The sequence below is a fragment of the Candidatus Saccharimonadales bacterium genome (assembly GCA_035317825.1).
GTDB lineage: Bacteria > Patescibacteriota > Saccharimonadia > Saccharimonadales > Saccharimonadaceae > DATHGB01.
In genome coordinates, this window is sequence record DATHGB010000025.1 from 1 (window position 1) to 25316 (window position 25316).

Sequence of the window (25316 nt, forward strand, 5' to 3'; positions counted from 1 at the left end):
TTGAATTCTTTTTGTTCAATAAAAACTACACGCCCTACAGCACGCATTTTGGAACAGATCTGAACGCGCAAATCCGTCCACTATTCCTGTATGATCTTATTAATTTCGTGAATTTAGGTGCTGGTACAGGCCTGACCGTACGTGATTTCGAACTATCCGAAGGGGAAGAAAACTCGCTTCTTCGGACAGATCTGCCAAAAGTTGGCCGTGCCGAGACACTCCTTCATTTAATTGAAAAAGAGCGCCACGATATTATTGAATTCAGCCATGAAGAGCATGACTTCAAACGAATCAAAGGCGTTGTCGCGCGTTTTTCACCAAAAGGCGACCACAAAAAGGCCTTTTACGTTATTAAATCAATTGGACAGGGAAATGTTCTGACAGGCGCCACTAGCTGGGAATTCCGCGATGGTAAGTTTGGTGCGTTCCAAGCTGATGTCGGGTTGAAAATGCCTAATGACAACCAGGTGTTGATCGTTAATCAGGATATTTTTGTCTTTAACCAAAGTAAATTTGAAAAGCTTTTTAACTACGATTACAAAAAGCAGGCGTTAGCAGATCAAAAAGTCCTTGAAATTGAAAAGATATTTAAACTTAGTTTTCCTGATGGGTTAGATCTACAGACACTTGTACGCGACCGTAAAAAAATCGTGAACAAGCTACAAAAAATGGAAATTGGTGCCGTGACACAGGAACAAGCAATTGAATATGCCGATGAAATGCAGCTAGAGCTGATGACCGACGATGCCGGCGCGATTATTATCATGGACGGTAATGACCTTGATACTTTTGTGAACTTGATCAACGAAGATTATATCGTCAGCGAAATTACCGGAAAACGCTACGAAATTAAAAGCAAGAAATTACTTGATGATCCCGAAGGTGAACCACCCCGAGGATAACCTAGGGAAGAGGGTTGGCTTGATATTCGCCTAAAACGGCAACGGACGTTCCGTTTGCGCGAATATCATCGAGTAGATGCTTTAATTGTTCGCCACCCGCTTCGACATCTATGTAGAACTTGTATCTCCATGCCTTGCCGATAATAGGACGTGACTGGAGTTTAGTCAGATTTACTCCCCGGTCGGCGAAAGCGGTAAGGACATTCGCAAGAGCTCCAGGTTTGTTATCGGTCTGAATGACAAGTGATGCCTTATTGGTGTTGGCAATCGTTTTAGCATTGGTATCAATGACTAGAAACCGAGTGAAATTGGCTTTATTATCCTCAATATTCTCATGCAATATTGCGAGCGAATAGGTATCGGCTGCAACGCGCCCTGCGATTGCTGCCATCGATTTGTCACCGCTATTTTTAACAAATTCAACGCTTCCGGCGGTATCATGATGTTCGATTCGTTCGGCGTTTGGAAAATGAGCATCAAGATAGTTTTCGCACTGTGCAAGCGCAACAGGATGGGAATAGATATGAGTAATATCGGTTGTTTTCGCATCGGGAAGCGCAATAAGCTGCTGTTCAATTCGCAGATAGATCTCGCCAACAATAGGGTAGCGGTGTGACTCGACGAGATCGTAGACTTCGTTAATTGATCCGTAGAGGGAATTTTCAATAGCAACGATTGCGAGCGTCGTTTCGTGACGATTAAGCATGCCAAATACCTCACCAAATGTTTCGGCAGGTAAAATGTGGACATCATCGCCAAACCATGTCTTTGCTACCTGGTGGTGAAATGATCCTAACTGGCCTTGGATTGCGACGCGCATAAGGTACATTCTACCACAATCTAAGTGGTGGAGAAGTGGTATACTAAAAGGAATGAATCAGGGATTGGCGTTAGAAATAATGCTTTCGGGGGAAAGCGTGCTTTTGACTGGCCCAGCCGGGGCGGGTAAGACTTTTGTGTTGAATCAATTTATTCGGCTTGCAAAAAGCGAAGGCAAGCACGTGTCCGTGACAGCTACGACAGGCCTCGCCGCAACACATTTAGGCGGTACGACAATCCATAGCTGGGCGGGAATTGGTATTGCTGATAGTCTGCCGTCTGGGTTTGCCGAACACTTAGGCAAAGGCCGTAAGGAAATTATTGAAAAAACAGATGTTCTGATTATCGACGAAATCTCAATGCTCCATGATTACCGGCTGGATATGGTTGACGAAGCCTGCCGGTTAGTCCGTCGGAAAGACGAACCGTTCGGCGGCATTCAAGTGATCATGAGTGGTGACTTCTTTCAATTACCTCCAATCAATCGTGGTGACAATCGTGGCGGGGGTTTTGTCGTGCACAGCCAGGTTTGGAGAGAAATGGATCCAACGATCTGTTATTTGCAGGAACAACACCGTCAAGACGACGAGGAGCTTCTGGAGATATTAAATGCGCTTCGGGCAGGTGATATTCGCCGCCATCACGCTGAAAAGCTTCTTGCGCGCGTTGATGAAACGCCTGCAGAAGATTTAGTACTTACCGAACTTCATACGGTAAATGTCGACGTTGACCGCATTAATGATGTGAAACTGAAAGAACTTGGCGGTGATGAACTGCAATATACCCAGACGACCACAGGATCAGATAACTACGTTGAAAGTTTGCAGCGATCAGTCCTAGCGCCAGGTACGCTTAGCTTGAAGCAAGGCGCGCTTGTTATGGCGGTCAAAAACGCGACTGACCGCAAGTACGCAAACGGCAGCATCGGAACGGTCATTGACTTTGAACCTTCAACCGAATACCCGATCGTCGAATTCCGAAGCGGCAAGACAGTGACGATGATGCCGGATACATGGGAACTGCGCGATGGCGACAAAAAACGGGCGAGTATTACCCAAATTCCACTTCGTTTGGCGTGGGCGATTACCGTTCACAAATCGCAGGGAATGACGCTCGATGCGGCGCGCATCGATCTGCGAAAAGCTTTCGTTGAGGGTATGGGATACGTTGCCCTAAGCCGAGTAAAGAATTTGTCCAGCCTTTATTTATCCGGTATTAACAGGATGGCACTTGCTATCAGTGAGGACGCTCAAAACATTGATGGAACGCTCCGCACAAGAGCAGCGAGTGATAGTAAAAAATTTGCTCACCTTGCTAAAAATATTGAAAAACGCCAAAAAGAACCCACGGTAAAAAAGAAAGCTAGTGGCGGGTCGGGTTGGACGGATAAAATCGCAAAAATGCGCGAAACACACCCAAATGCGTACAAGCCTTGGCAGCCAAGTGACGACACGGTCCTTAAACAGGACTTTCAAAATGGAGCCTCGATCGAAGACCTCAGCCAAAAACTTGGCCGTCACGAAGGAAGCGTCAAAATGCGCCTGCAAAAACATTTCGGTGAAGACGCCGTACAATAAAGAAATAAAAATCGTTTGCTGTTTAGAACTCGCCGGGAGTATACTTTAAATATATTAACGGAGGGGTAAGCAAATGGACGTTGACATCAATTATTGGGCAGTATTACTAGCAGCAATCTCGAGCATGGTCGTAGGGTCTATCTGGTACGCAAAGAGCGTATTCGGTGATACTTGGATGAAACTTGCGAAAGTCGACAAGAACAAGCCATACAATATGGTGGTTTCACTCGGCCTGACGTTTGTCGTGTCACTTATAACCGCGTACATTTTGGCGCACGTAACCTTCCTGAGCAACAATTTCTTCCACAATAGTTTTATGCAAGATGCGCTAACGACTGCATTTTGGCTATGGCTTGGTTTTACTGCAGCGAGGTTCTTGACGCACGACCTGTTCGAAGGCCGTCCTTGGAAATTGACGCTTATGAACGCTATGCACGAACTGATCACAGTAGTCGTAATGGCGCTTATAATCGGTGTAATGGGCGTCTAATTACTTTAAACGAGCAATCTTGATACAGCCGTCAGATACGTAGAATGTTCTAAGCTGCTGGCCGCGGAAACGTAGCTCTTCACCAGGTTCGCTAGTGTGGACTTTAGAGACCACGCTAGCGTCTTTTAGCGTTTTAAGAATGAAATCACGCTCTTTGTCCGATTCGTCGCTGCCGCCATGGGTCAGCTGGCCTGTACGCCATTGGATGGCGATAGGGTAGGTTTCTTCGGTTGCGGCACCAATCCACATTTCCTTTTTGCCTATAAAAAGGTGTCTGAATTTTTGAACCCAGAATTTGTATGCGTATTGATGTTTTCGATCAGCATATAGATGTGGCTCTTCCATGCGCCAAAAGCGGACGTGGTGTCTGGTACGGGCACTGCCGCGGTCATTAGTAGGAATCTCAAACCCGACATCGTGCGGGCGGTTGAAAAGATACAGGTTACTTAGCGGTGAAGCGGGGTAGTGAGTGTTAAATACAACTGAAATAGCCTCACGAAAGGCATTTTTGAATGTGAATGGTTCGGCCGTGTACCAGCCCGCTTTGTTCATTTTTTTAATAAGATGGTCACGGTTGGTGACGATTAACGCGATATTTACGGGGTCCGACGGCCAGCCGTCACCGGTGGTTACGTAAAGGGGAATGTGGTCAGGTTTAATGACGATTCTAAAAAGTCGGATCAGAAGAGGGATGACGGCGTAGGTGGAAATACAATAAAGCAGCAGTACGACAATAAACGCCGGTAGGCGACTGTCGGCGTAGGGATAGACTTCGGTGATAGCAAGCCAAGCGAGCACAATACCTAGTCCAAGTATCAAAAGTCGCCAGAAAAGACGGAATATAAAACTAAACATAGCTTGTCTCATTATACACTCAGCCAGGCGGCAAGTGTATAATAGGGTTTATATGGAGAAAAAGCCGAGTTTAAAGTTTCCGAAAAAGTTTTTATGGGGAGCTGCGACGAGCGCGCATCAAGTGGAAGGTGGGACTCATAACCAATGGTCGGTTTGGGAACTTGAGAATGCCAAATCGCGGGCAGCTCAGGCTGAATACGATCTTAGTGAGTTCGATAGCTGGCCCCGGATTAAGCCACTGGCGAAATCTGCCGATAATTATGTTTCTGGCCGGGCGACGGATCACTATAACAAGTACCCGCAAGATTTTGACCTTCTTAAAAAAATGCATATGAATGCGTTTCGATTCAGTATTGAGTGGTCACGCGTAGAGCCTGAAGAGGGCGCTTGGAATGCTGAAGCAATCGAACATTACAAAAACTATGTGATGGAACTAAAAAAGCGGGGGATTGAGCCGATCGTTACGTTGTTTCATTTTACATTACCCCTTTGGTTTACGGCGCTAGGCGGGTTTGAAAAACGACGTAACGTCAAATACTTTGTACGATTTGCCGATCGGATTGTCCGGGAACTAGGCATACATGTCAGGTACATCATTACGATTAACGAACCCGAAGCATACGCACACGAAAGCTACGTTGCTGGTCACTGGCCACCAGGGGTGAGCAGCAAATGGCAGATGGTAAAAGTATTCAACAATTTGGCACATGCGCATAACAAAGCAAGTAACGCCATCCATGCGATTAACCGTCGTTACAAAGTATCCGTCGCTAAAAACTCAGCGTACGTATATGCGGGGGATGACGCGCTTCTAAGCCGTAAAAGCGCAGGTTTGATGCAATATTTTGCTGATGATTATTTTCTGAAAAAAGTCGTAAAAACATGTGATTTTCTAGGAGTGAATTATTATTTTAGCGACCGGGTTTACGGATACCGTATCCACAATCCCGACGAAAGAGTAAGTGACATGGGCTGGGATTTAAGCCCGGCGAATATACAGTATGCGCTCGAACGATTACATGAAAAATACCACCTTCCCATTATCATTACCGAGAATGGTCTGGCTGATGGCGAAGACCAGCACCGCAAATGGTGGATTACACAAACACTTATTGGCATGCAAAAGGCAATGGACAGCGGGGTTGACCTGCAGGGCTACCTTCACTGGAGTCTACTCGATAATTTCGAGTGGGACAAAGGTATATGGCCGAGATTTGGCCTAGTGGAAGTAGATTACGATACACTGGAACGGAAACCACGGCCCAGTAGTGTGTGGTTCGGCAAAATCATTAAACATCTAAGGGAGTAAGTCTGGTGGAAGAACCATTTCCTCGAAATCATCTAAAAATTGCCGTCATTGGCGGCGGGACAGGAAGCTTTGCGCTACTAAGTGCCCTAAAAGAATACAGTCATTCAATTGCGGCAATTGTGAACATGGCAGACGACGGGGGAAGTACGGGGGTGCTTCGTGACGAGTTAGGGACGCTTCCTCCTGGCGATGTGCGCCAATGTTTGGTGGCGCTCAGCGATTCACCGAAAGTGCGTGATCTGTTTAATTACCGATTCGAGGAGGGAACATTCCAGGGGCATGCGTTTGGCAACCTGCTCCTGAGCGCGCTTGAAAAAATGACGGGAAGTTTTAACGAGGCAGTTGAAACGGCGTCAGAAATTTTGCGCGTCAATGGCGTCGTTGTGCCGGCAACCCTTGACGACGTACGCTTAAAAATGGAATGGCCTGATACGGGGGTTATCCTGAAAGGCGAGCGCACCATTGATGAAAAATCTTTTGAGGATGATGCCAGGGGAGCGATCCTTTCACTCGCGCCAAAGGCAACGGCGAACCCAGTTGCAATCAAAGCCATCGAACAAGCAGACCTTGTGCTACTTGCGCCCGGTGATTTATATACGTCGTTAGGCCCGCTCCTTATTATTGACGGTATTGCCGAAGCTTTGCGGGATACAGACGCGAAAGTCGTCTACGTGTCAAACCTAGTTACAAAAAAAGGTCAGACTGAAAACTTCACGGTAAGTGACCATGCAAAAGAGATCGAACGGTTTATCGGGTATCCTGTATTGGACTACGTACTGTATAACGAACAGACTCCAGACGAAGAACTTACCGCACGCTACAAAGAAGAAGGCGCGTATTCAGTCGAAGTTGATAGTGAAGCACTTGCCAAAACCCACTACAAAGCAGTTGGTGGAAAGTTCCTGGGGGCGGTTGCGCAAAGTGCGAAAGCGGACGCCGTGACGAGATCCTTGATCCGGCATGATTCGAATGCCGTTGCCCGGGGAATCATGGAACTGTATGGAAATGCCACGAAGTAATCACGCCGACAAATATTATGTTATCGATTTTGATCGTTGTCTAGGTAGTACTGGCAAGCTGCAAACATTGCTTGAGCAAATCGTCAATGAAGAAACGTCTATTACGCACAAAGAGCTGGGCCAGGCTCATGTAGAGGCTATTACGAGCGGTGGTTCGTTTGATTCAGTGAGATTCATTGAAGAAAGACTTCGCGCATCGGGAGATATTGAAGATTGGGAGAGGATCGTCAAGCTTTTTATCCACAAGGCTCAGCAAGTGGATATGTGCGAGCCGAACGCTCGGGATCTACTAGATACGCTTGACCAAAAAGATGCCCCTTATGGAATATTGACGTTCGGTGGCTTGCTTTGGCAAACGATGAAGATTGAGGCTGCACGGCTAGAGCATGTTCCGTATATGATTACTAATACCAAAGAAAAAAGTCATGTGCTCACAAAATGGAAGCAGCAAGATGGTACGTTTCGTATTCCTGAAGAGTTAAGAATTGGGGGCGTAGCGGAGGCGAATTCACTCGTTTTACTTGATGATAAGGCAATCAGTTTCAAGGACATGCCAGAAGGCGTGCGCGGCATACAGGTATTGCCTTATGATGGCAGCGAGCTTCTACTGTCACAGCGAGGTGCGTTGCCAGATCATGTCGTAGTTGTTAGGGGTCTGGCAGGGGCGATTGAGTTGATAAATAGCGGAAATGTTTGGTAAAGTATTGACAAAACATAAACAGTATGCTAAATTAAATGTATTATGACACAGAAAAAAACAAACAACGAATACACGAATAACGAACAAGTAATAGAAGAAGCTCCTGATCAAGTTGGACAGGATTTTAAGAACGCGGTTCTCGTCGTATCGATGGTCGCTAACTTAGCTGTTGCTACAGCCTGGATTACGCTACAGATTGCGTAGGTGACTCTCGATAAAAAATACCACACCCTCCAAGGTGTGGTATTTTTTATTACCCCTGTTTTTGTGTACCTTTATCCACAGTACTGTGGATAAGCGCGAGCAACATCCCAGAAAATAGATAAAATAGGGCTTGTCGTGGGTAGATGTGGGTATTATAGTAAAGCCAGTGGAAAGAAGTGGGTAACACCACCAAAACAAACAAACACCACTAAACATTAAAAAATAATCAACATGAAGTCCCGAGGGACAGAAGACACATGAGCAATGGATTATTTCGAAAGAAAGCTTGACGACAAGCGACGGTTGACAATACCGACCGAGCTTCGAAATGAATTTGCCAGTGGCGTCGTTCTGACTAGGGGATTCGGCCAGTATCTTCACCTTTACCCGCAAACCGTGTGGGACAGGGAAGTTGAACCTGCGCTTGGCGGCGGTATTCTTGATGAGAACATCGCTGACTTAAACGTACGGTTTCGCCGCGGTAAAACTGGTGCGGAACTCGATCAAAAACAAGGTCGGGTCACAATCGAGCAGCACCTGCTTGATTACGCTGGAATTTCCAAGGAACTGATTGCCGTAAGGGCAGGGGCCTATTGGCGCCTATTACCGCCCGATGCTGATGTTTGATTATTGATCAATTAGCCGTTCTTTAACAATCCGGACCAAATAGTAAAGATATCTCTCGAGATCAACTATCTGGCAGTAGAGCACGTGGTCCTCCGACGCCACATTAAAAATGTCGACGCACCTTCCTCAAAACACAACACCTCCCAAAAAACTCCACCTCACACACATAAGTCTCTCAACCAAATGACAGGACGGGTATGAGTTACAATGTAACCCCCGACCCCCTCATTTGGACACTTATATACAAAAACAAACACAACCAAAAAACAAAAATTGCTTCTGCTGCCAGTTAGGTGATCTCGAGTAAACCCACTTACATGTTATAGTAAAGGGGTTTATGAGTATCAAAGAACATCCACCACAACACGAGCGTACCGGCGAACAAACTCCGTCTACCGCTCGAGTACATGTTCCAGTTTTACTAGACGCAACACTTGATATACTAAAGCCCGTTCAGAATGAGAATTATCTTGATCTGACAGCGGGGTATGGTGGTCATGCTGAAGTGTTTTTAGCTAAAACTGAAAACTATGCTGATTCTGTTTTGGTCGACCGCGATAGTTTTGCAATTGCAACGCTAGGCGGATTCGAACAAAAGGGCGTCAGATTACTGCATACCGATTTTGTCAGTGCCGCAAAGCAACTGATTACGGAAGGGAAGCAGTTTAATATCGTACTTGTTGATTTGGGGGTGTCATCACCACAGCTCGATAGGAGCGAACGAGGGTTTTCTTTTACAAAAAATGGTCCGCTTGATATGCGTATGGACATCCGGCAGGAAACATCGGCAGAAACGCTGGTGAACACCGCTACGAAGGATGAACTAGTGCGTATCATTACGACATACGGTGAAGAGCCACTTGGTTTTGCGAGGCGAATAGCTGACGCGATAACCAATAACCGGCCATTCACTACGACAGAAGAACTCGGCGAGCTTATCAAACAAAGCTACGTGGGGAAGTGGAAAAAAATCCATCCAGCCACGCGTACATTTCAAGCGCTCCGCATAGCGGTCAACGAAGAACTCCGACAAGTTGAAGAACTGTTACCACTTTTGCCTGACCTTTTGAAAAAAGGCGGCAGAGCCGGGATTATCAGCTTCCATAGCCTCGAGGATAGGTTAGTAAAACAGTATTTCACAGAACAAAAGAATGCTGGATACGAAGCCGAACTGCAGATATTGACCAAAAAACCGCTAGCAGGGAACATTTACGACGTTCACAATCCGCGTTCACGTAGTGCAAAATTACGTGTCGCAGTGAAAAAATAAAACAAAAAAAGGGAAGGGGCAAAACACCATGCCAATTCACATCCCAGTACAAAACGCATCAGTCGAAACACAAGTGACTGTTCGTTTTAAATAAATAGTACTGGCGTATCCCGTAGCTTAGCTGCGGGTACGTCCCAAATGCAATTATCACCACTAAAAACCAAAACAAAAAAATATGTCATACTCACGAACTGCACAATTTAATTCACGGCGTCAAAGCAACTGGAACCGAAACCAGAATACTACCCGTTTTACGTCGAACATCAAACTTGGCCCCGTCACTCATACGGTGCTTGTTGCCCTTATGATTACCGTGCTTGGTTTGATCTACCTAACGCAGGCTACCCGTGCGACGGGATATGACTATGAAGCGCAAAAAATTGACAGTAAAATTGCCGAACTAACCACCAAAAAGACTGACCTCGAAGTTGAAAATGCCCGCTTGACCGCGCTTGAAAACGTAGGAGGAAGCAGCGTTGCCAAACAGATGACAACTCCGGCTGAAACACATTATACTAGTGAATAGACGTACCACTTATGCAACTACACCTCAATAAAGGCCGCCCGCGAATTCTTGCCATAGTGATCTTGATCATTATGGCGGTTTTTGTTGTGCGTTTGTTTTATTTACAGGTGATTCGTCACGATTATTACGTGGGCGAGGCAAACAAAGAGCAGTTGAAACAGCTGGTTATCCCTGCTGCCAGGGGTGAAATATATGCTATGGACGGCGACAAGCCGGTAAAAGTCGTACTGAACGAATCCGTCTACACCGTATTTGCCGACCCGAAAGTCGTCGATGAACCAGATGAAATAATCAGCCTCGTAAAACGGGTGGCGGGCGGCAACGCACGCGCAAATCTTGATAAGCTGCTGGATCAAAAGAATTCCCGCTATCAGATACTGGCGACTAAAATAACCCGTAAACAGGCAGAGCTTATGAAAGAATCAAAACTTCGCGGCCTTGGATTCCAGCAAGAAACGCAGCGCGTGTATCCGGAGGGCCAACTTGCGGCTCAGACGCTTGGATTTGTCGATGCGGCGGGTAAGGGACAATATGGTATTGAAAGCCAGTTAAACAACCGGTTGACCGGTGCTGACGGGCTTTTACAATCCGTCACCGATGTGAGCAACGTGCCTTTGACAATCGGCGATAATAATATCAACAAACCGGCCAAAAACGGTGACAATCTCGTCATGACGCTTGATCGCAACGTACAGGCATATACCGAAAAAGCGCTTGCTAAAGGTCTGGAGGCATCAAAGGCTACGAACGGTAGCGTCATGGTGATGGATCCGCAAACGGGCAAGGTACTCGCGATGGCTAATTTGCCGACCTATAAACCAGCCGAATATAACAAGGTCACTGATGTGGCAGCATTCAACAACGACACGGTCAGTACGCCTTACGAACCGGGGTCGGACATTAAGACGTTTACGGTAGCAACGGGGCTTGATAAGGGCGCTATCCGGCCGGATTCTACCTATAACAATACCGACTACATTAAAGTTGAGGACCGAACGATTACCAATGCGACCAAAGGCCAAACAGGTAACATAACCATGCAGCATGCGCTTAACTGGTCGCTGAATACGGGTATGGTCACGATTGCGCAGCGATTAGGTGACGGGAGCAGCATTACTCGTTCAGCTAGGGATACCATATACCAATATTTCCACGATAAGTTTCGTATGGGTGAGATGACTGGTATCGAAGTCGCAAACGAAGCGGGAGGAACCATCATCCCTCCCACGGATGTCGACGGTGGGGCAGTACGGTATTCTAATATGGCATTTGGACAGGGAATGGACGTCACGATGGTCCAGGTATGTGCTGCGTTTAGTACGCTCATCAACGGAGGTATCTACTACAGGCCAACGGTGATTGCTGGAAAAATGAGTGATGATGGAAGCAGCTTTATCGCTGATTCAAAAAAAGCGCCAATTCAGAATGTGATTAGCCAAAACACGTCAGCTACGGTAAAGGATATGATCCACCAGGCAAGGCTGGCATTTTATGCGGGCAAAGACCGTCCAGGCTACTACGTAGGCGGCAAGACAGGTACTTCCCAGACGATTGAAAACGGTCAGTACGTAGACGATCAGACGATTGGTACGTATCTTGGGTTTGGTGGCGATACTACCCCAAGGTATGTCATAATGGTGCAAGTATCTGGCAAGCACATGAACCTCTCAGGAGGAACGGATGCGTTGCCGGTCTTTACTGATATATCCAACTGGATGATTGATTATATGAAACTACAACCACAAAGGTAAAACTATGGAAAATATGACACTTGGAAGCCTAACGCACGAACTTACCGGAACATTTTTATTAAGTGTCGGAGCATTCTTGCTGGCAATGATGCTGACGCCGATATATACGTTTATCGCGTACCGTTACAAGTTTTGGAAAAAGCAGCGCAGTACTAGTACGACAGGTGAGCTGCTTCAAGTTTTTAATAAACTACATGCCGACAAGTTTAAGCGTAACATTCCTACTATGGCTGGGGTTATTGGGCTTGTTTCCATTACGGTCGTGACACTTTTCTTTAACCTGGACCGTCAGGAAACCTGGCTGCCGCTCGCAGCACTGGTTGGCGGTGGAGCGGTAGGGCTTTTGGATGACATTATCAATATTCGCGGCCAAGGACTAGGGGTCGCTGGCCTTCGTTCTAGCTTTAAATTTACGATGATCACGGTTTTAGCCGTCGCTCTTGGCTGGTATTTCAACGTAAAACTTGGATATGATGCGGTGCATCTTCCATTCCTTGGTGATATTGCGCTCGGCTGGCTCATCGTACCCCTATTTGCACTCGCTGTTGTGGCAACAAGTAACGCGGTGAATATTAGCGATGGGCTAGATGGTCTCGCGGGCGGCTTACTCGCCATTAGCTTCGGTACGTTTGGCGTGATTGCACTGTTGCAAGGACAAGTGCTTATCTCTGGCTTTTGCTTCACGGTAGTCGGAGCGTTACTCAGTTACCTGTGGTTTAATATCTACCCGGCCAGGTTCTTTATGGGGGACGTCGGCAGCTTTGCATTCGGGACGAGTTTAGGCGTTGTCGCGATGTTAACGAATACGTTATTCCTATTGCCACTTATCGGTATTATCTTTGTTGTCGAAGCCGGATCAAGCGTTATCCAAATTGCGAGTAAACGGCTATTTCATCGTAAAGTATTTCTATCCGCGCCTTTACACCATCACCTAGAAGCAGGCGGCTGGCCTGAAACGAAGGTGACAATGCGTTTTTGGGTTATTGGCTGCGTGGCTGGATTTACGGGTATTCTACTGGCACTAACGGGAGGCCATATTTAGCGATATGGAAGCAGCGAAAAGGGTTGGGACTAGAGCACGTACGGCTGTCGAGCAAACAGTTATACGGCGTCATCGGCCAGATTATCAAATTGCGCTCTATATGGGGCTTTTGATGATGCTAGGGCTGATCATTATGTATGCGATCGGGCCTCAGCGCGCGAATGTTCTAAATACTGCGCATGGTACGGATTTTTACACGAGTACTTACTTTTTCGTTAAACAGACGGTCAGCCTATTATTGGCACTAGGCGCATTTGTCGCAATGGCAATTATTCCTTATAGCGTCACGAAGAAATACGCGGTAAAAATACTTTTGGTTGGATTCGCGGCCTGCGCGCTACTGGCATTTGCTGGCTGGATCGGGTGGGGAATTGCCCAGTGTAGCAACGGTGCCTGCCGATGGTTCGATTTAGGGCCTTTAGGAAGCCTGCAGGTGGCCGAGATATTAAAGTTCGGTATGTTAGCATTCGGTGCGGGATTCCTTGGCATGCGGGCTAAACAGGGGCTTATAAACGATCTTCATAAGACGCTGATACCATTCGGTGTTGTTATCCTTGTGGCAATTATCTTTGTGATTGGTATTCAAAAGGATATGGGCACCGGTATATCACTGATTGCTATCCTGGCGAGCATGATGATGGTAGGGGGGGTCAGCAAGAAAATAGGCGCTCTGCTAGTGGGTGCGGCGGTTGTTTTAGGTTTGCTGCTGGTTGTCATTGCCCCTCACCGTATTGACCGCGTTATGACGTTCCTACAGGGTGACGATACAAGCGTTGACGATGACTCAAACTATCACATTGCGCATGCAAAGATCGCTATTGGCAGCGGGGGAATCCTAGGTGTTGGTATTGGCAATAGCGTTCAGGCGACGGGGTATCTGCCAGAAGCGATTAATGACTCGGTATTTGCCATTATGGGCGAAACGTTCGGCTTTATCGGCCTGACCGTCATTTTAATATTATTCACCGCATTACTTCTGCGCCTGTTAAAAGTCACAGATCACTTACCAGATATGTGGATGAAACTCATTGCCGCAGGGGTGTTTGGCTGGCTGGCGGCGCACGTTATATTAAACGTAGCGGCGATGATCGGGGTATTTCCTCTGACGGGGATCACGTTGCCACTCCTTAGTTTTGGCGGCACGAGCATGGTATTTATTGCTGGCGCATTAGGACTGGCTTTCCAACTTTCACGGTATACTATTCATGGATCATTAAATAAGGAGGCAAGCTATGAAAGTCCTAGCAGTCGGCGGGGGATCGGGCGGTCACGTGACGCCAGTCGTAGCCGTTCTTCGCGAGCTTAAACACCGCGATCAGAACGTGGAAATTCGTTTTTGGTGCGACCGGAAGTTTGCACCGCAGGCGAAAAGTATTATGAATCATTTTGATGATACTATTCCTGTGCAGCCTATTTTTTCAGGAAAGTTACGCCGCTACCATGCGCTTTCTTTGTGGCGTCAACTTCTGCGCCCAGTCACGATTGTCTTTCCGAATCTTCGCGATATGTTTTTCGTATTTTGCGGGTTTGTCCAAAGCTTTTTCAAACTACTTGTCTGGCGGCCTGACGTTGTCTTTACCAAGGGCGGGTACGTGTGTTTGCCGGTTGGATTTGCCGCTAAGTTACTTCGTATCCCGTTAGTCATTCACGATTCTGATGCACATCCAGGCCTGACCAACCGCGTCCTTTCACGTTGGGCGACGGCAATTGCTACGGGTGCGCCTCTGGACTATTATCCGTACCCTAAAAATATTTCCAGGTATGTTGGGATTCCTATTTCTGACCAGTTCGTTCCAATGGACGATACATTGCGTCGTCGCATAAAGAAAGAGCTGGGATTTGACGAAAAGCGTCCGCTTATTGTCATTACTGGGGGTGGTTTAGGCGCGCAGAGATTGAATAACGTGGCCGCATCAGCATTACCCGAGCTTTTAAGCATGTCGTCAATCATGCTTATTTCGGGTGCTGGCCAATACGACGAGCTTCGCGCAACAACGCCTCAGGATGATGCTAGATATCAGCTGCACGACTTTATCAGCGAAGGTATGGCTTCAATACTTGGCGCCGCGGATATTGTCGTGACAAGGGCTGGGGCAACGACAATCTTGGAACTTGCCGCACTCGAAAAACCAACCGTACTCGTGCCAAACGCCTATCTTACTGCTGGTCACCAGCTTAAGAACGCTGCCGTGTACGCTGAAAAAGATGCCGTGGTTGTCCTAGATGAAAAGTTGCTTGAAAGCGATTCAGATCTTTTGGTATCAACGCTTGCCGAACTTTTAATCAATCCTGCCAAAAGGCAAAAAATGAGCAGAGCCCTTCATTCATTCGCTAAACCTCAGGCAGCTCACGATATGGCCGATATGATAATTGGCGCAGCAAAGCGGACGTAGATTTGCTACAATAACAGTAGTTCTTATGGCTATATTTTCTAAAAAACAAAAGGATAGTCCTAGGCGACGACAAACGCCTGGTACGACTGAACGGGCATCCGAAAGCGAACTTGAGCAGCGCTATGCTTTTAAGCGTAACCGGACGCTAACAGGCAGTGCTTCGTCGCAAGTTATGAGTACTGGTGAATCAAAAGCCCAGCTAAAATCTGCCCGTGTTCAAGCCCATGATCTTACGCGTCAACGACGCCACATCGGAGGGCTACTGACGCTTGTTATACTGGGTAGTTTAGTACTGTATAGCCTTATTTCGCAGTTTACTGCTGGCGTAACAGTCAAAACCGACGATAGTTCGGTCGTACTGGACGACACCTATGAGAAAGCCATCCAAACGTATTTGTCCCAGCAGCCTGCAGAACGCCTTCGTCTTCTTTTGAATATTGATCATCTAACTGAATACCTACAGACCGTCACGCCTGAAATAAAGACGGTAAACGCCGTAAGCGCCTTCGGCCTAGGCGTATCTTCCTTTGAAGTGACCATGCGATCACCGATCGCTGGATGGAGTATTAATGGCAAGCAACAGTTTGTTGACGTATCTGGAACTCCTTTTGGCCGTAATTATTTCCCATCTCCTTCCGTACAGATTATCGATAAAAGCGGCATTCAGGTGGCAGCTGGCCAGGCAGTAGCCAGCAATAGCTTCCTCGGCTTCGTTGGCCAGGTTGTAGGGCTTGCAAAAGCTAGTGGCTATACGACAACACAAGTAGTGATCCCTTCTGGCACGACCAGACAAATAGAGCTAACTCTAAAAGACGTTAAATACCCGGTTAAATTTGCCGTCGACCGTCCAGCAGGGGAGCAGGTAGAGGATATGGCAGTAGGGATTGCCTGGATGGCTGCTCATAATCAAAACCCTGCCTACCTAGACGTTCGTGTAAGCGGACGTGCATTCTACAGGTAAGAAGAGCCTGTGCTCTCCTCTTGCAAAGTAGTGTTCTAATTTTGTTCTTTTATAATATATAACGCTGCAGGGTAGAAAATATATATTAACATATCAATATAGCAAAAAAGCAAATGAAGGGTAGTGAGGGAGCAGGGAGTAGGGCAATAAAAATACGAAAATACAAATAGACGAAAAGTCAAAAAACTATATAAGAACGTAGGAAAAATAAAAAGTCAAACGTCCGATTATATAGCGGTGTGGATAACTTAAGGACGGTCGTACGTATCCACGAGGTATCTTGGCATCCAAGCCAGAGGCTCTAGGGTGATAGTTGTCTTACATGTATAACGCGTTAAACATTACGTACACGTATAAATGAATAGGATAACGTGTTAGCACCCTACTTAAGGGATAGACCACTAATTTAGGTGTTATATAAAGGTATTACCAATCAACTTATGTATATATATCTAATGTCGTAAAAGATATATTGTGCGACATATAATCACAAACTTGATTATGTCCACTATTACAAACTTTCAATTATTTTTTCCGACCCTGCGCTTTATTATTTTATTTAAACTACTCTTCCCTCATTGGCTTCATGCTATTCGGGTCTGGCTGTTGTCTGACTGGCTTTTATTTCTTCTAACTCTAAATTTTCACGCTACGGGCATATTGCCTGGGTCTATGTAACTATGTTGACGATTCTATAGTTATACCCCAGCTAAGTATAATGTTCTATTTTTGTTCTAGTTCGTGTCTGTATTGTACGAACTTTACGCTTCCGAGAGGTTTTGTTTGAAGGTAATCTTGAGTGTCTTGATCACCTCGTCATGATCAATCGGTCGACTTTTGGCGACTACTGTAGCTATTTTGTACAGATCTTCAGGACTTATATCTATCCATCTATCATTTTTGAATACAAACACGAGTGTAATAGTTACCGCCATACGCTTATTACCATTTTCAAAAGGATGATTCTTGATTATCGAATAGAAAAGGACTGCTGCCCTATGCGCGAGAGTCCAGTATACATATCTCCCATTGATATGAGTGAACGGCGCTTCCAGGCAGCCTTCTAGTTTACCGGGGTAGCGAGTATTGAAATCGGCTACAGGTTCACCGTAGTCCATCAGTTCTCGAGCAAGCTGGTGGGCAGTATACTCCGCTTCAACTAAGGAGACAGATTTCACGTCGCAGCAAGAAGTCGAAGTGTCTTGTGATACTTCTTAACAGTTTTCTTAACAGCTTTATCAATTACTTTTTTCTGCTGTTGAGTTAGTTCTGGCGTTTTATCCTGCTTGTTCATAGACTTTATACTATACCATATATCTATTACGTTGTTAATGGTTAGTCCTGGGTATCTTTGTGTGTATTCTAAGTATAGAATAATCAAAACTATTTTACTAGAACACTAGCGCAACCGGAGGATGTTATCTGAATCTTGGTTCTGCTGTTGAGAGGGGGCTGGCGGCGATTGCTGTGGTGCTTGTGACTGTTGTTGCGGTTGCGGTGCTGGGATTGAACTATGGTCTGTCTCGCCTGCTCCAGCCGGTTTACGCTTGCGATTACGCGAACGTTTTCGTTTGCGTGGAGTGCCATCTTCGTTCAGGAGAGGTGGTCTGTCTCCATCCTGATGCTGATGTTGTGGCTGAGATTGCGTTTCCGGGGCTGGGGTAGGCGTAGTCCCCTGCTCTGGTGGCGTGTGGTCTATGGTTTGTTGCAGCGCAGGGGATGCAACGGGTGCCGGTTTTGGTGCCTGAGCTTGTTGCTGTGGTTGCTTTGGCGCTTGTGGCGTAACAGTTGCTTGCTGTGCATTAACTGGCCATTGTTTGGCCTGCGAGGCGGATTGCGGCTGCTTTTTCTGTAGGTTAGACGGTGGTTGAATAGCAGTGCTGATCTCGGCCTCTACCTCTGCCCTGTTGCGGCTGTATAAACGGCGTGTGTTTTCGATAATGCGACCGGTGTTGTCGATCTGTGGTGGAGGTAGCTGAAGCGTACGAGCACTAAACGCTGGCGACTTCTCGCCTTTGATGACCATATTGATGACGAAACTACGGTTGTGCATCTGCAAGAGGTCATTTGGTTCGAATTGTGGTTCGAACTGCTTGGCTAGGATTGGCGAGTCATCGGCCGAGACACGGAAACAAATCATAGTACCAACGTTACCAAATACGGCGTTTCGCACAGTTTCGCTCATCTGTGAGATGTATTGGTTGGCAACGGTTAGGTTAAGGCCGTATTTACGGGCTTCGGACAGAATTGTTGCAAAACTGTCGGTTGCGAAGTTTTGGAACTCGTCCACATACAGGTAGAACGGACGGCGGTCTTCAATGTTTGGAATGTCCGAACGTGACATGGCAGCTAGCTGGATTTTGGTGACCATAAAGGCACCAAGGATAGAGGCGTTGTCTTCACCAATCAGACCTTTTGAAAGGTTAACGATGAGGATTTTACCTTCGTCCATAATTTCACGAACGTCAAAGGTAGATTTTGGCTGGCCAATAATATTACGAATAACTGGGTTGGCGGTAAACGCACCAACCTTGTTAAGTACCGGCGCGATTGCTTCGGCGGCAAACTTCTCGGTCCAACTGGCAAATTCGACTTTCCAGAACTGTAACACGACGGTGTCGGTACAGTAGCTAAGCGTTTCTTCACGGAACTTTTTGTCGGTAAGCATGCGGGTGATATCGAGCATGGTCGTGGTCGGACGGTCCAAAAGCGCTAAAATAGTGTAACGCAAAATGTATTCTAGGCGCGGACCCCAGCTTTCGGCGAACATACGCTTCAAAACGCCAATGACTTCACTGCTGATGTTCGTTTTGTGAGCAGGGTCAGTGACTTCTAGCGGGTTAAAGCCAAGCGGGAATGCGGTATCGGCCGGGTTGAAGTATACGACGTCCTGCAGGCGTGATCCGGGGATGAAACGCATGTTATCGACAGCAAGGTCGCCGTGCGGGTCGATAATAGCATAGCCTTGGCCGTGGTAGATGTCGGACAAAGCAAACAGTTCGAGTGTTCCTGATTTACCAGCACCAGTTTGTCCAATGATATATACGTGACGTGAACGGTCTGACCGGAGCATGCCGAATTGGTGGTTGATACCACGGAAGTTGGTGAGTCCAAAGGCGCTGATGTTCTCGTCTATAGCATCGTTCCCGGTTATTACTGGTAGTTTGGCTGGCGGTTCGGCGGTTTTGTTGCTAGCCCAGACGATGTTCGGTGTTTCCACGTTGGTGTGCGGCAAGTGGAATACGGACGCTAGTTCCTCGATATTTAGAATAAAGCCCCTATCGCCAAAAAGCCTCGCGCGGTAATTTGCGAGATCTTCTTTTTTGAAACTACCGCCGGATATACGGAAGCCGTTCAGGTTGGTACTGTTGAACTGTTTGAACGTACCAACGATAGCCTGCATACGAAGCTTGGCATTCGTCGGGCTTTCCCCTAGGTAAGCTAGACGGATTTTTACCTGGTAACCAAGTTTTGTTGCTTTCTTTTCTGCCTCACTAATTCGGGTTTTTTCGCGTTCAGATAGTTCTTTGGGGGTCGATCCGCCGCCAATCCCCTGCTCTGGCGGTTTCCATAGGGCTTCAAAAAAGCCACCAACCCACTTCATGTTGAACCCTTCCCCGGTTAGGAATGAGAACGGATTGCCTGTTCGGACAGTGCCGATCCAGCGTTCAGCGTCTTTGTGCCAGTCGTCGGCGATTGGGCGAGCTAACACCTGAATCCAGACTTCCTCACCGGTAGATTCTAGCTTGGCAAGTGTTCCGGTAATACCAGCAAGTGGGTCAACTTCGAAACTTTGGAAGGTTTTGATCGGTAAGAATTCGCTACCAGTTAGGACAATTTCAGAGCTGTAGACGACGCTATGCTGACGTTCATGTGCGACGTAATCCTCTTCTGCTTCGTGGATTTGCACGCTTGGGTACTGCGAATAGATCTGGCCTTCGACGAAACTTTGCAGGGTTTTAGGTACCCAGGTGTAAAAATGGATCTGGCCATTAACAGACGCGATTTCAAAACTTAGATGTTCTTGGACGCCGTGATTGGCACGTAGTTCGTTCCGGTCACGAAGGATGCCGTGAAGGCTGGCAAAAAGCTGTTCGGCGGCAAGTTCTGACTTGTCGTTTGCTTTTGGAATTTCAAGAACTAACAGGACGGATTCGACGGCTTTTACCGCGTCGATCCGGCGGTAATTACGCCACGTCATGAATCCCAAAATGAGTACGATTGGAAGCCAAACGTACCATTGAAGAAGTAAATTTATGAGCCACAAAAGAAAGTCCATGTCTACAGTCTATTGTCCCACCTGTTACTACTGATTGCAAGCGCCCTTACTTGGCGTCGTTGATGGCGTAAGTAGCTTTGGCAACGCGTTTGAATTGCGATTTGCTTTGTAGGTTTAACAGGATTGTCGTTTCTTTAACTTGACGGCTTTTTAGGACGCGTCGGACGATTTCGTCGCGGTGAAGAGGTTCGCCTGCTTTTTTAAGAACGTCAGTGATGATGTCAGCAACGGTTCCCTTTGAGAAGCCCCAGTTGTCGAGTGCGTAAATACCACGGCCGATTAATACGAAGCGCTTATCTTTGATGAGCTCGTTGTGAATAGCCTGAGTGGTAACGTCTTTTCGTTTGAAGTCGCTGTCTTTGATTGCAGCGGCAATGTCAGAAAAGTGCATGGGTTTGCCGTTTTCGGCCAAGATAACGTAGATCTTGTCGCGAATGTTTTTAGGGTTAACGGTTGGCCACTTCGTAAGTCCCCAGCTGTCTTTTAGGTGTGCTAGGTGCTTGCTAGTGCTAGCAAGTGCACGAACCTGGTCTGGGTGGTCGTGGCTAAGTTTATCGTGAAGTTCTTCGATCTGAAGAGGTTCACCGTGCTTTTTGATAGTCTTAACGATTTCATCAACGTTTGATTTGATCTTTTTCTCGTCAGCGTGTTCTTTAATACCAACAGCATGGTGGTAGTTATCGTTTTCGCTAATAACAACAAGCTTTGGTGATAGCTCAGCGATAAAGGCAACGTGAGCACGGCTACGTGGGTCGGTAGCACCGCCAACAAGACGTTCGGTAACGTCAGCGACACGGGCAACACGGCCAGTTTCAGAAAGTTCACGGATGAGCGTGCGTTCAACGTCATGGATAGCAGGAACTTTACCGGCTTCCGCGGCCATTTTAAGACGAATAAGAATAGCTTTTTCAAGCTGACGAACGCGTTCTCGGGTGATGCCAAGCAATTCGCCAATTTGTTCAAGGGTTTCACGGCGGTCAAGTAGTCCGAAGCGACGGGTAATAATCTCACGCTCACGGTCTTGCTCGATAACGCTAAGGATATCGTCGACTGCGGTGCGTAGTTTTTCACTAGTATCTGTTTGTACGGTTTGGTCCATGACGGTTTCGTTGTTCCTCTCTGTATCACCTCAGAAAATTAAGGGTTGTTGTATTTCTATGTTCGATTATAGAACAATATTTCTATAATGTCAAATAGTTTGCCTATTTAATTAATTATAGCATGAAATAGACGTGTGTAGTAAAGAGTGTCTTAGAGCTTTTTAAAAGCTTACGTTATGTTGTGCGTTACCCCTTAAGCTGTCTAACCTATCGTGTGCACCCCTGATAATTAGCTTGATTGGCGCCTAGTGATGCGCTTCCGGGCTTTTTTAGCCGGTGCTTTATCTAGGAGTTCTTTAGCTTGATCATGCGTGATCGAAGCAGGCTCGGTATCCTTTGGAATTTTAGCATTTTTTTTGCCGTCTGTAATATATGGACCAAATCGCCCCTTTAATACCTTGATGCCGTCGCCAAAATCGGCGATGTTTTTTTCGCGTTCGGACTCTACTTTTGCCGTATACAGCTCTTTTGCTTCATCGAGCGTAATAGTATGTGGGTCAAGCGGTTTGATACTGACGAATAGTTTGTCGATTACTATATATGGGCCAAAACGGCCAATGTTGGCTTTAATTTCTTTACCGTCGTCGGTTTTGCCAACCAGGCGTGGGAGTTTGAACATTTCAAGTGCTTGTTCTAATGTAACGGTTTCAATCTTGGCCCCGGTTGGGAGCGGCGCGAATTCTGGTTTAGGGTCATCTGACTGTTCACCCTTTTGCAGCATAGGGCCATAGCGGCCAAAGCGCGCAAAAATAGGCAGGCCTGTCTTAGGGTCATCACCGATGTGGCGCGTGTTGGTGGCTTCGGCGCGCGAGATGTCGGCACTTGCCTCTACTAGCTGATGGAACGGCGTGTAGAAGTCGGTAAGCACACTGACGCGGTCTTTATTGCCAGCGGCGATTTCGTCGAGTTCAGATTCGACAGATTTGGTGAAATCGTAATCCATTACCTTTTCGAAGTGCTTGACCAAAAAGTCAGTCACTACCTTACCGGTATCTGTCGGAAAGAGCTTGTTAGTGTCTTTGCCGTACTGGATTTCCTCGGTGATTTCGGCAATCTTGCCGTCTTCGAGGCTGAGCTTTTGGATATTCTTCGGAACACCCTCGAGATCGCCGCGCTCAACGTATTCACGGGTTTGAATAGTATTAATAGTACTGGCATAGGTTGATGGACGGCCAATACCCATTTCTTCGAGTTTGCGCACGAGGCTGGCTTCGGTGTAGCGGGCTGGACCGCGGGAAAGGTTCTCAATGGCTTCGGCAGATTTTAGAGTAAGAGGGTCACCTTTGCTAACATCCGGTAGGAGTACGTCATCGCCGCTTCGGCCGTAGACTTTAAGGAATCCGTCAAAGACAACGATCTCGCCCTTGGCTTCCATCATTTCCTTGGTTTCACTGGCTGCCACCGTAATTGTGGTTTTTTCTAAGCTAGCGTTTTCCATCTGTGAAGAAAGCGTTCGGCGCCAGATCAGGTTATATAATTTCTTTTGCTGTTCGTCAGCTCCGGCCCATTCTTTGGATACGTCCGTTGGACGGATTGCTTCGTGAGCTTCCTGTGCGCCGGCAGATTTGGACTTGAACGTACGGAAATGGTGGTAGTTGTCGCCGTAGGTTTGTTTGATGAAGTTTGTCATCGCACCTAGGGCCTGGTCAGAGAGGTTTACTGAGTCGGTACGCATGTACGTAATATGCCCTGCTTCGTACAGACGCTGGGCGAGGCTCATGGTATTACGAGGGCTAAAGCCAAGCTTACTACTGGCTTCCTGCTGCAACGTACTGGTGGTAAATGGTGCTGACGGGCTGCGCGTACCTGGCTTCTTAGTGATATCGTCAACGGTAAAGTCGCTCTTTGCGAAATCTTCAAGGATTTTACGAACGTCGTCTGCGGATTGGTGTTTTTTAGCACTTACCGCAGGGAGGACGGTTCCGTCTGAAAGGATAAATTCAGCGGTAAGTTTGAACGTCGATTCTGGCGTGTGGTTGTCAATCTCGGCTTCGCGCTCAACGATCAGACGAACGGCAACGGATTGCACGCGGCCAGCCGATAGCTGCGGGCGGACTTTGCGCCACAGCACTGGGGAAAGCTCAAACCCTACGAGGTAATCTAGGGATTGGCGAGCTTGCTGGGCTTCAACGAGAGGCATATTAATAGTACGCGGATTCTTGACCGCTTCGTCTAGCGCGCTTTTGGTGATCTCGTGAAAAACAATACGATTCGTCGTTTTAGGATCGAGTTTAAGTACCTCGGCGAGATGCCAGGCAATGGCTTCCCCTTCGCGGTCTTCATCGCTTGCTAGCCAGACGGTGTCGGCGAGCTTCACTTCTTTTTTAAGTTCAGCGATGGTTTTTTTCTTGTCAGCGTTTACTTCGAATTTTGGCGCAAACTTGTTAGCAACGTCCACACTCCCATTCTTGCTGGGAAGTCCACGAATGTGGCCAATGCTACTTTTAACGACAAAACCACTCCCGAGATACTTCTCGATAGTCTTGGCTTTGGCTGGGGATTCCACGATAACTAGGTTTTTACTCATATACTTTATATAGTCCTTGTGCTTGATAGCTAAACACAAAGGCTGATTGTATGCAAATTGATTGAATTGGTCAAGTGTTAGAGTATTTTAGGCAAAGAAAGAGGCGGCCTTCCATGCGTAAACGCACGAAATGACCGCCGGCTTTCCCAACTTCAGGTAGAACTTGGTAAAAGCGCATGGACACCCTGTGTAGGGTTTGGGTTGTTACCGCGGGTCGCAGATCCCCAGCTGGTTGTTGCCGATCTTGCCCCAGCCGCCCTTGTTCGAAGCGGAGGACAGCAGGATCGTATCGCGCCAGTTGGCTTCGGGCACCTTGCCGTACAGGCTTTCGCCGGCGATCAGCGTGTCCGAGGGGAGCACACTCCCCTTCTGCGGGAACACCAGCAGGCCGGCCGTGGTGACGAGGGTCGAGACGAAGTTCGTCCCGTCCTTGTCGGTCGGCACCGTGCCGTTCAGCTGCAGGGGTATCCAGGTGGACACGTCACCGGCGCAGATGAGCCTGTGCTCCTCCGGGAGGAACTGCGGATCAACTCTGACATACCTGGGGAGGTCGCCGGTGCCGTACTCGTGGGATACCACCGTGATGGTCCTGCCGTTGGGCCTGACCGGCTTGACGGAGGGTTTCACGGCCGGTGTCGAAGTGGGTTTGGCAGTCGTGGGCGGCGTCGCCGGGACGGAAACGGTCACGGTCTTGTAGGCCGTGGGTCGCTGCGTCGGTTTCGGCGGCGTCGTCTTGTCGGGACCGGGAGTAGGCGTCGAAACGCTCGTCCCAGCCGTGGTCGTGGAGCTGGAGTCGGTGGTGGAAGTGGCGTCGTTGCCACAGCCAACCAATACGGGTGCAGCGGCTACGCTCGCTGCTACGGTACAAAACAACCTTCGTCGGGTGTTCATTTTTTCACTATAACACTTGTGACTAATTTTGTCAATCGACACGCCTCTTCCTGTAGAAATATTTTGACAAAGGA

22 protein-coding genes are annotated in these 25316 nt (G+C 47.4%); 15 read left to right on the forward strand and 7 right to left on the reverse strand.

What is annotated here, in order from left to right:
* The coding region (locus VK497_04810) for a Kiwa anti-phage protein KwaB-like domain-containing protein (protein ID HMI09684.1) at positions 1-902 on the forward strand (902 nt) is incomplete at its 5' end.
* A gap of 1 nt (position 903) precedes the next feature.
* Here the strand turns inward: VK497_04810 and pheA are convergent.
* Positions 904-1722, reverse strand: coding sequence for a prephenate dehydratase (gene pheA / locus VK497_04815; GenBank protein ID HMI09685.1), 819 nt, complete (start codon positions 1720-1722; stop codon positions 904-906).
* Positions 1723-1774: 52 nt separating this feature from the next.
* Between pheA and VK497_04820 the strand changes: the two genes are divergently transcribed.
* Positions 1775-3298 carry a PIF1 family ATP-dependent DNA helicase gene (locus VK497_04820; protein ID HMI09686.1) on the forward strand — a complete coding sequence of 508 codons (1524 nt, stop codon included), beginning with the start codon at positions 1775-1777 and terminating at the stop codon, positions 3296-3298.
* 73 nt (positions 3299-3371) lie between these two features.
* On the forward strand, positions 3372-3788 hold the full coding sequence (locus tag VK497_04825; protein HMI09687.1) for a DUF1761 domain-containing protein: 417 nt from the start codon (positions 3372-3374) through the stop codon (positions 3786-3788).
* On the opposite strand, the gene VK497_04830 is transcribed toward VK497_04825, so the two are convergent.
* Positions 3789-4643, reverse strand: coding sequence for an LssY C-terminal domain-containing protein (locus VK497_04830; GenBank protein ID HMI09688.1), 855 nt, complete (start codon positions 4641-4643; stop codon positions 3789-3791). It lies immediately after the preceding gene.
* A 52-nt stretch (positions 4644-4695) separates the two neighbouring features.
* Here VK497_04830 and VK497_04835 point away from each other — a divergent pair, with 52 nt between their 5' ends.
* The 12 genes from VK497_04835 (at position 4696) to VK497_04890 (ending at position 16445) form a co-directional block, all read left to right on the forward strand.
* A complete protein-coding gene (locus VK497_04835; protein ID HMI09689.1) occupies positions 4696-5952 on the forward strand; it encodes a glycoside hydrolase family 1 protein in 1257 nt (418 codons plus the stop codon).
* A 5-nt stretch (positions 5953-5957) separates the two neighbouring features.
* Entirely contained in the window at positions 5958-6971 is a 1014-nt protein-coding gene (locus VK497_04840; protein HMI09690.1) for a gluconeogenesis factor YvcK family protein, read from the forward strand.
* A complete protein-coding gene (locus VK497_04845) occupies positions 6952-7671 on the forward strand; it encodes a hypothetical protein (GenBank protein ID HMI09691.1) in 720 nt (239 codons plus the stop codon). The genes VK497_04840 and VK497_04845 overlap by 20 nt, the downstream gene beginning before the upstream one ends.
* Before the next feature lie 42 nt (positions 7672-7713).
* Positions 7714-7875 (forward strand): hypothetical protein, encoded by a 162-nt coding sequence (locus VK497_04850; protein ID HMI09692.1) that lies wholly within the window; start codon positions 7714-7716, stop codon positions 7873-7875.
* A gap of 264 nt (positions 7876-8139) precedes the next feature.
* Positions 8140-8502, forward strand: coding sequence for a hypothetical protein (locus VK497_04855; protein HMI09693.1), 363 nt, complete (start codon positions 8140-8142; stop codon positions 8500-8502).
* A 337-nt stretch (positions 8503-8839) separates the two neighbouring features.
* Positions 8840-9772 carry a 16S rRNA (cytosine(1402)-N(4))-methyltransferase RsmH gene (gene rsmH, locus VK497_04860; protein ID HMI09694.1) on the forward strand — a complete coding sequence of 311 codons (933 nt, stop codon included), beginning with the start codon at positions 8840-8842 and terminating at the stop codon, positions 9770-9772.
* A gap of 175 nt (positions 9773-9947) precedes the next feature.
* Positions 9948-10298 carry a hypothetical protein gene (locus VK497_04865; protein HMI09695.1) on the forward strand — a complete coding sequence of 117 codons (351 nt, stop codon included), beginning with the start codon at positions 9948-9950 and terminating at the stop codon, positions 10296-10298.
* 11 nt (positions 10299-10309) lie between these two features.
* Positions 10310-12049 carry a penicillin-binding protein 2 gene (locus VK497_04870; GenBank protein HMI09696.1) on the forward strand — a complete coding sequence of 580 codons (1740 nt, stop codon included), beginning with the start codon at positions 10310-10312 and terminating at the stop codon, positions 12047-12049.
* Between the two features lie 4 nt (positions 12050-12053).
* A complete protein-coding gene (gene mraY / locus VK497_04875; protein HMI09697.1) occupies positions 12054-13091 on the forward strand; it encodes a phospho-N-acetylmuramoyl-pentapeptide-transferase in 1038 nt (345 codons plus the stop codon).
* Positions 13092-13095: 4 nt separating this feature from the next.
* On the forward strand, positions 13096-14397 hold the full coding sequence (locus VK497_04880) for an FtsW/RodA/SpoVE family cell cycle protein (GenBank protein ID HMI09698.1): 1302 nt from the start codon (positions 13096-13098) through the stop codon (positions 14395-14397).
* On the forward strand, positions 14324-15484 hold the full coding sequence (locus tag VK497_04885) for a UDP-N-acetylglucosamine--N-acetylmuramyl-(pentapeptide) pyrophosphoryl-undecaprenol N-acetylglucosamine transferase (GenBank protein ID HMI09699.1): 1161 nt from the start codon (positions 14324-14326) through the stop codon (positions 15482-15484). Before VK497_04880 ends, VK497_04885 begins: the two co-directional genes overlap by 74 nt.
* A 25-nt stretch (positions 15485-15509) precedes the next feature.
* Positions 15510-16445, forward strand: a complete 936-nt coding sequence (locus tag VK497_04890) for a hypothetical protein (GenBank protein HMI09700.1) — start codon at positions 15510-15512, stop codon at positions 16443-16445.
* 761 nt (positions 16446-17206) lie between these two features.
* Here VK497_04890 and VK497_04895 read toward each other — a convergent pair.
* From VK497_04895 to VK497_04915, 5 genes are all read right to left on the reverse strand, one after another.
* Entirely contained in the window at positions 17207-17623 is a 417-nt protein-coding gene (locus VK497_04895; protein ID HMI09701.1) for a type II toxin-antitoxin system death-on-curing family toxin, read from the reverse strand.
* Positions 17624-17844: 221 nt separating this feature from the next.
* Positions 17845-20646, reverse strand: a complete 2802-nt coding sequence (locus VK497_04900) for a type IV secretion system DNA-binding domain-containing protein (GenBank protein ID HMI09702.1) — start codon at positions 20644-20646, stop codon at positions 17845-17847.
* Between the two features lie 124 nt (positions 20647-20770).
* Positions 20771-21823 (reverse strand): sigma factor-like helix-turn-helix DNA-binding protein, encoded by a 1053-nt coding sequence (locus VK497_04905; GenBank protein ID HMI09703.1) that lies wholly within the window; start codon positions 21821-21823, stop codon positions 20771-20773.
* A gap of 230 nt (positions 21824-22053) precedes the next feature.
* Positions 22054-24351 carry a type I DNA topoisomerase gene (topA, locus tag VK497_04910; protein ID HMI09704.1) on the reverse strand — a complete coding sequence of 766 codons (2298 nt, stop codon included), beginning with the start codon at positions 24349-24351 and terminating at the stop codon, positions 22054-22056.
* A gap of 204 nt (positions 24352-24555) precedes the next feature.
* Positions 24556-25242, reverse strand: coding sequence for a hypothetical protein (locus tag VK497_04915; GenBank protein HMI09705.1), 687 nt, complete (start codon positions 25240-25242; stop codon positions 24556-24558).
* Between the last annotated feature and the right edge of the window lie 74 nt (positions 25243-25316).

Coding starts and splice junctions, on each gene's coding strand:
- pheA (HMI09685.1), bottom strand. CDS start 1,722: ATGCGCGTCGCAATCCAAGGCCAGTTAGGATCATTTCACCACCAGGTA.
- VK497_04820 (HMI09686.1), top strand. CDS start 1,775: ATGAATCAGGGATTGGCGTTAGAAATAATGCTTTCGGGGGAAAGCGTG.
- VK497_04825 (HMI09687.1), top strand. CDS start 3,372: ATGGACGTTGACATCAATTATTGGGCAGTATTACTAGCAGCAATCTCG.
- VK497_04830 (HMI09688.1), bottom strand. CDS start 4,643: ATGTTTAGTTTTATATTCCGTCTTTTCTGGCGACTTTTGATACTTGGA.
- VK497_04835 (HMI09689.1), top strand. CDS start 4,696: ATGGAGAAAAAGCCGAGTTTAAAGTTTCCGAAAAAGTTTTTATGGGGA.
- VK497_04845 (HMI09691.1), top strand. CDS start 6,952: ATGGAAATGCCACGAAGTAATCACGCCGACAAATATTATGTTATCGAT.
- VK497_04850 (HMI09692.1), top strand. CDS start 7,714: ATGACACAGAAAAAAACAAACAACGAATACACGAATAACGAACAAGTA.
- VK497_04855 (HMI09693.1), top strand. CDS start 8,140: ATGGATTATTTCGAAAGAAAGCTTGACGACAAGCGACGGTTGACAATA.
- rsmH (HMI09694.1), top strand. CDS start 8,840: ATGAGTATCAAAGAACATCCACCACAACACGAGCGTACCGGCGAACAA.
- VK497_04865 (HMI09695.1), top strand. CDS start 9,948: ATGTCATACTCACGAACTGCACAATTTAATTCACGGCGTCAAAGCAAC.
- VK497_04870 (HMI09696.1), top strand. CDS start 10,310: ATGCAACTACACCTCAATAAAGGCCGCCCGCGAATTCTTGCCATAGTG.
- mraY (HMI09697.1), top strand. CDS start 12,054: ATGGAAAATATGACACTTGGAAGCCTAACGCACGAACTTACCGGAACA.
- VK497_04880 (HMI09698.1), top strand. CDS start 13,096: ATGGAAGCAGCGAAAAGGGTTGGGACTAGAGCACGTACGGCTGTCGAG.
- VK497_04885 (HMI09699.1), top strand. CDS start 14,324: ATGAAAGTCCTAGCAGTCGGCGGGGGATCGGGCGGTCACGTGACGCCA.
- VK497_04890 (HMI09700.1), top strand. CDS start 15,510: ATGGCTATATTTTCTAAAAAACAAAAGGATAGTCCTAGGCGACGACAA.
- VK497_04900 (HMI09702.1), bottom strand. CDS start 20,646: ATGACGTGGCGTAATTACCGCCGGATCGACGCGGTAAAAGCCGTCGAA.
- VK497_04905 (HMI09703.1), bottom strand. CDS start 21,823: ATGGACCAAACCGTACAAACAGATACTAGTGAAAAACTACGCACCGCA.
- topA (HMI09704.1), bottom strand. CDS start 24,351: ATGAGTAAAAACCTAGTTATCGTGGAATCCCCAGCCAAAGCCAAGACT.
- VK497_04915 (HMI09705.1), bottom strand. CDS start 25,242: ATGAACACCCGACGAAGGTTGTTTTGTACCGTAGCAGCGAGCGTAGCC.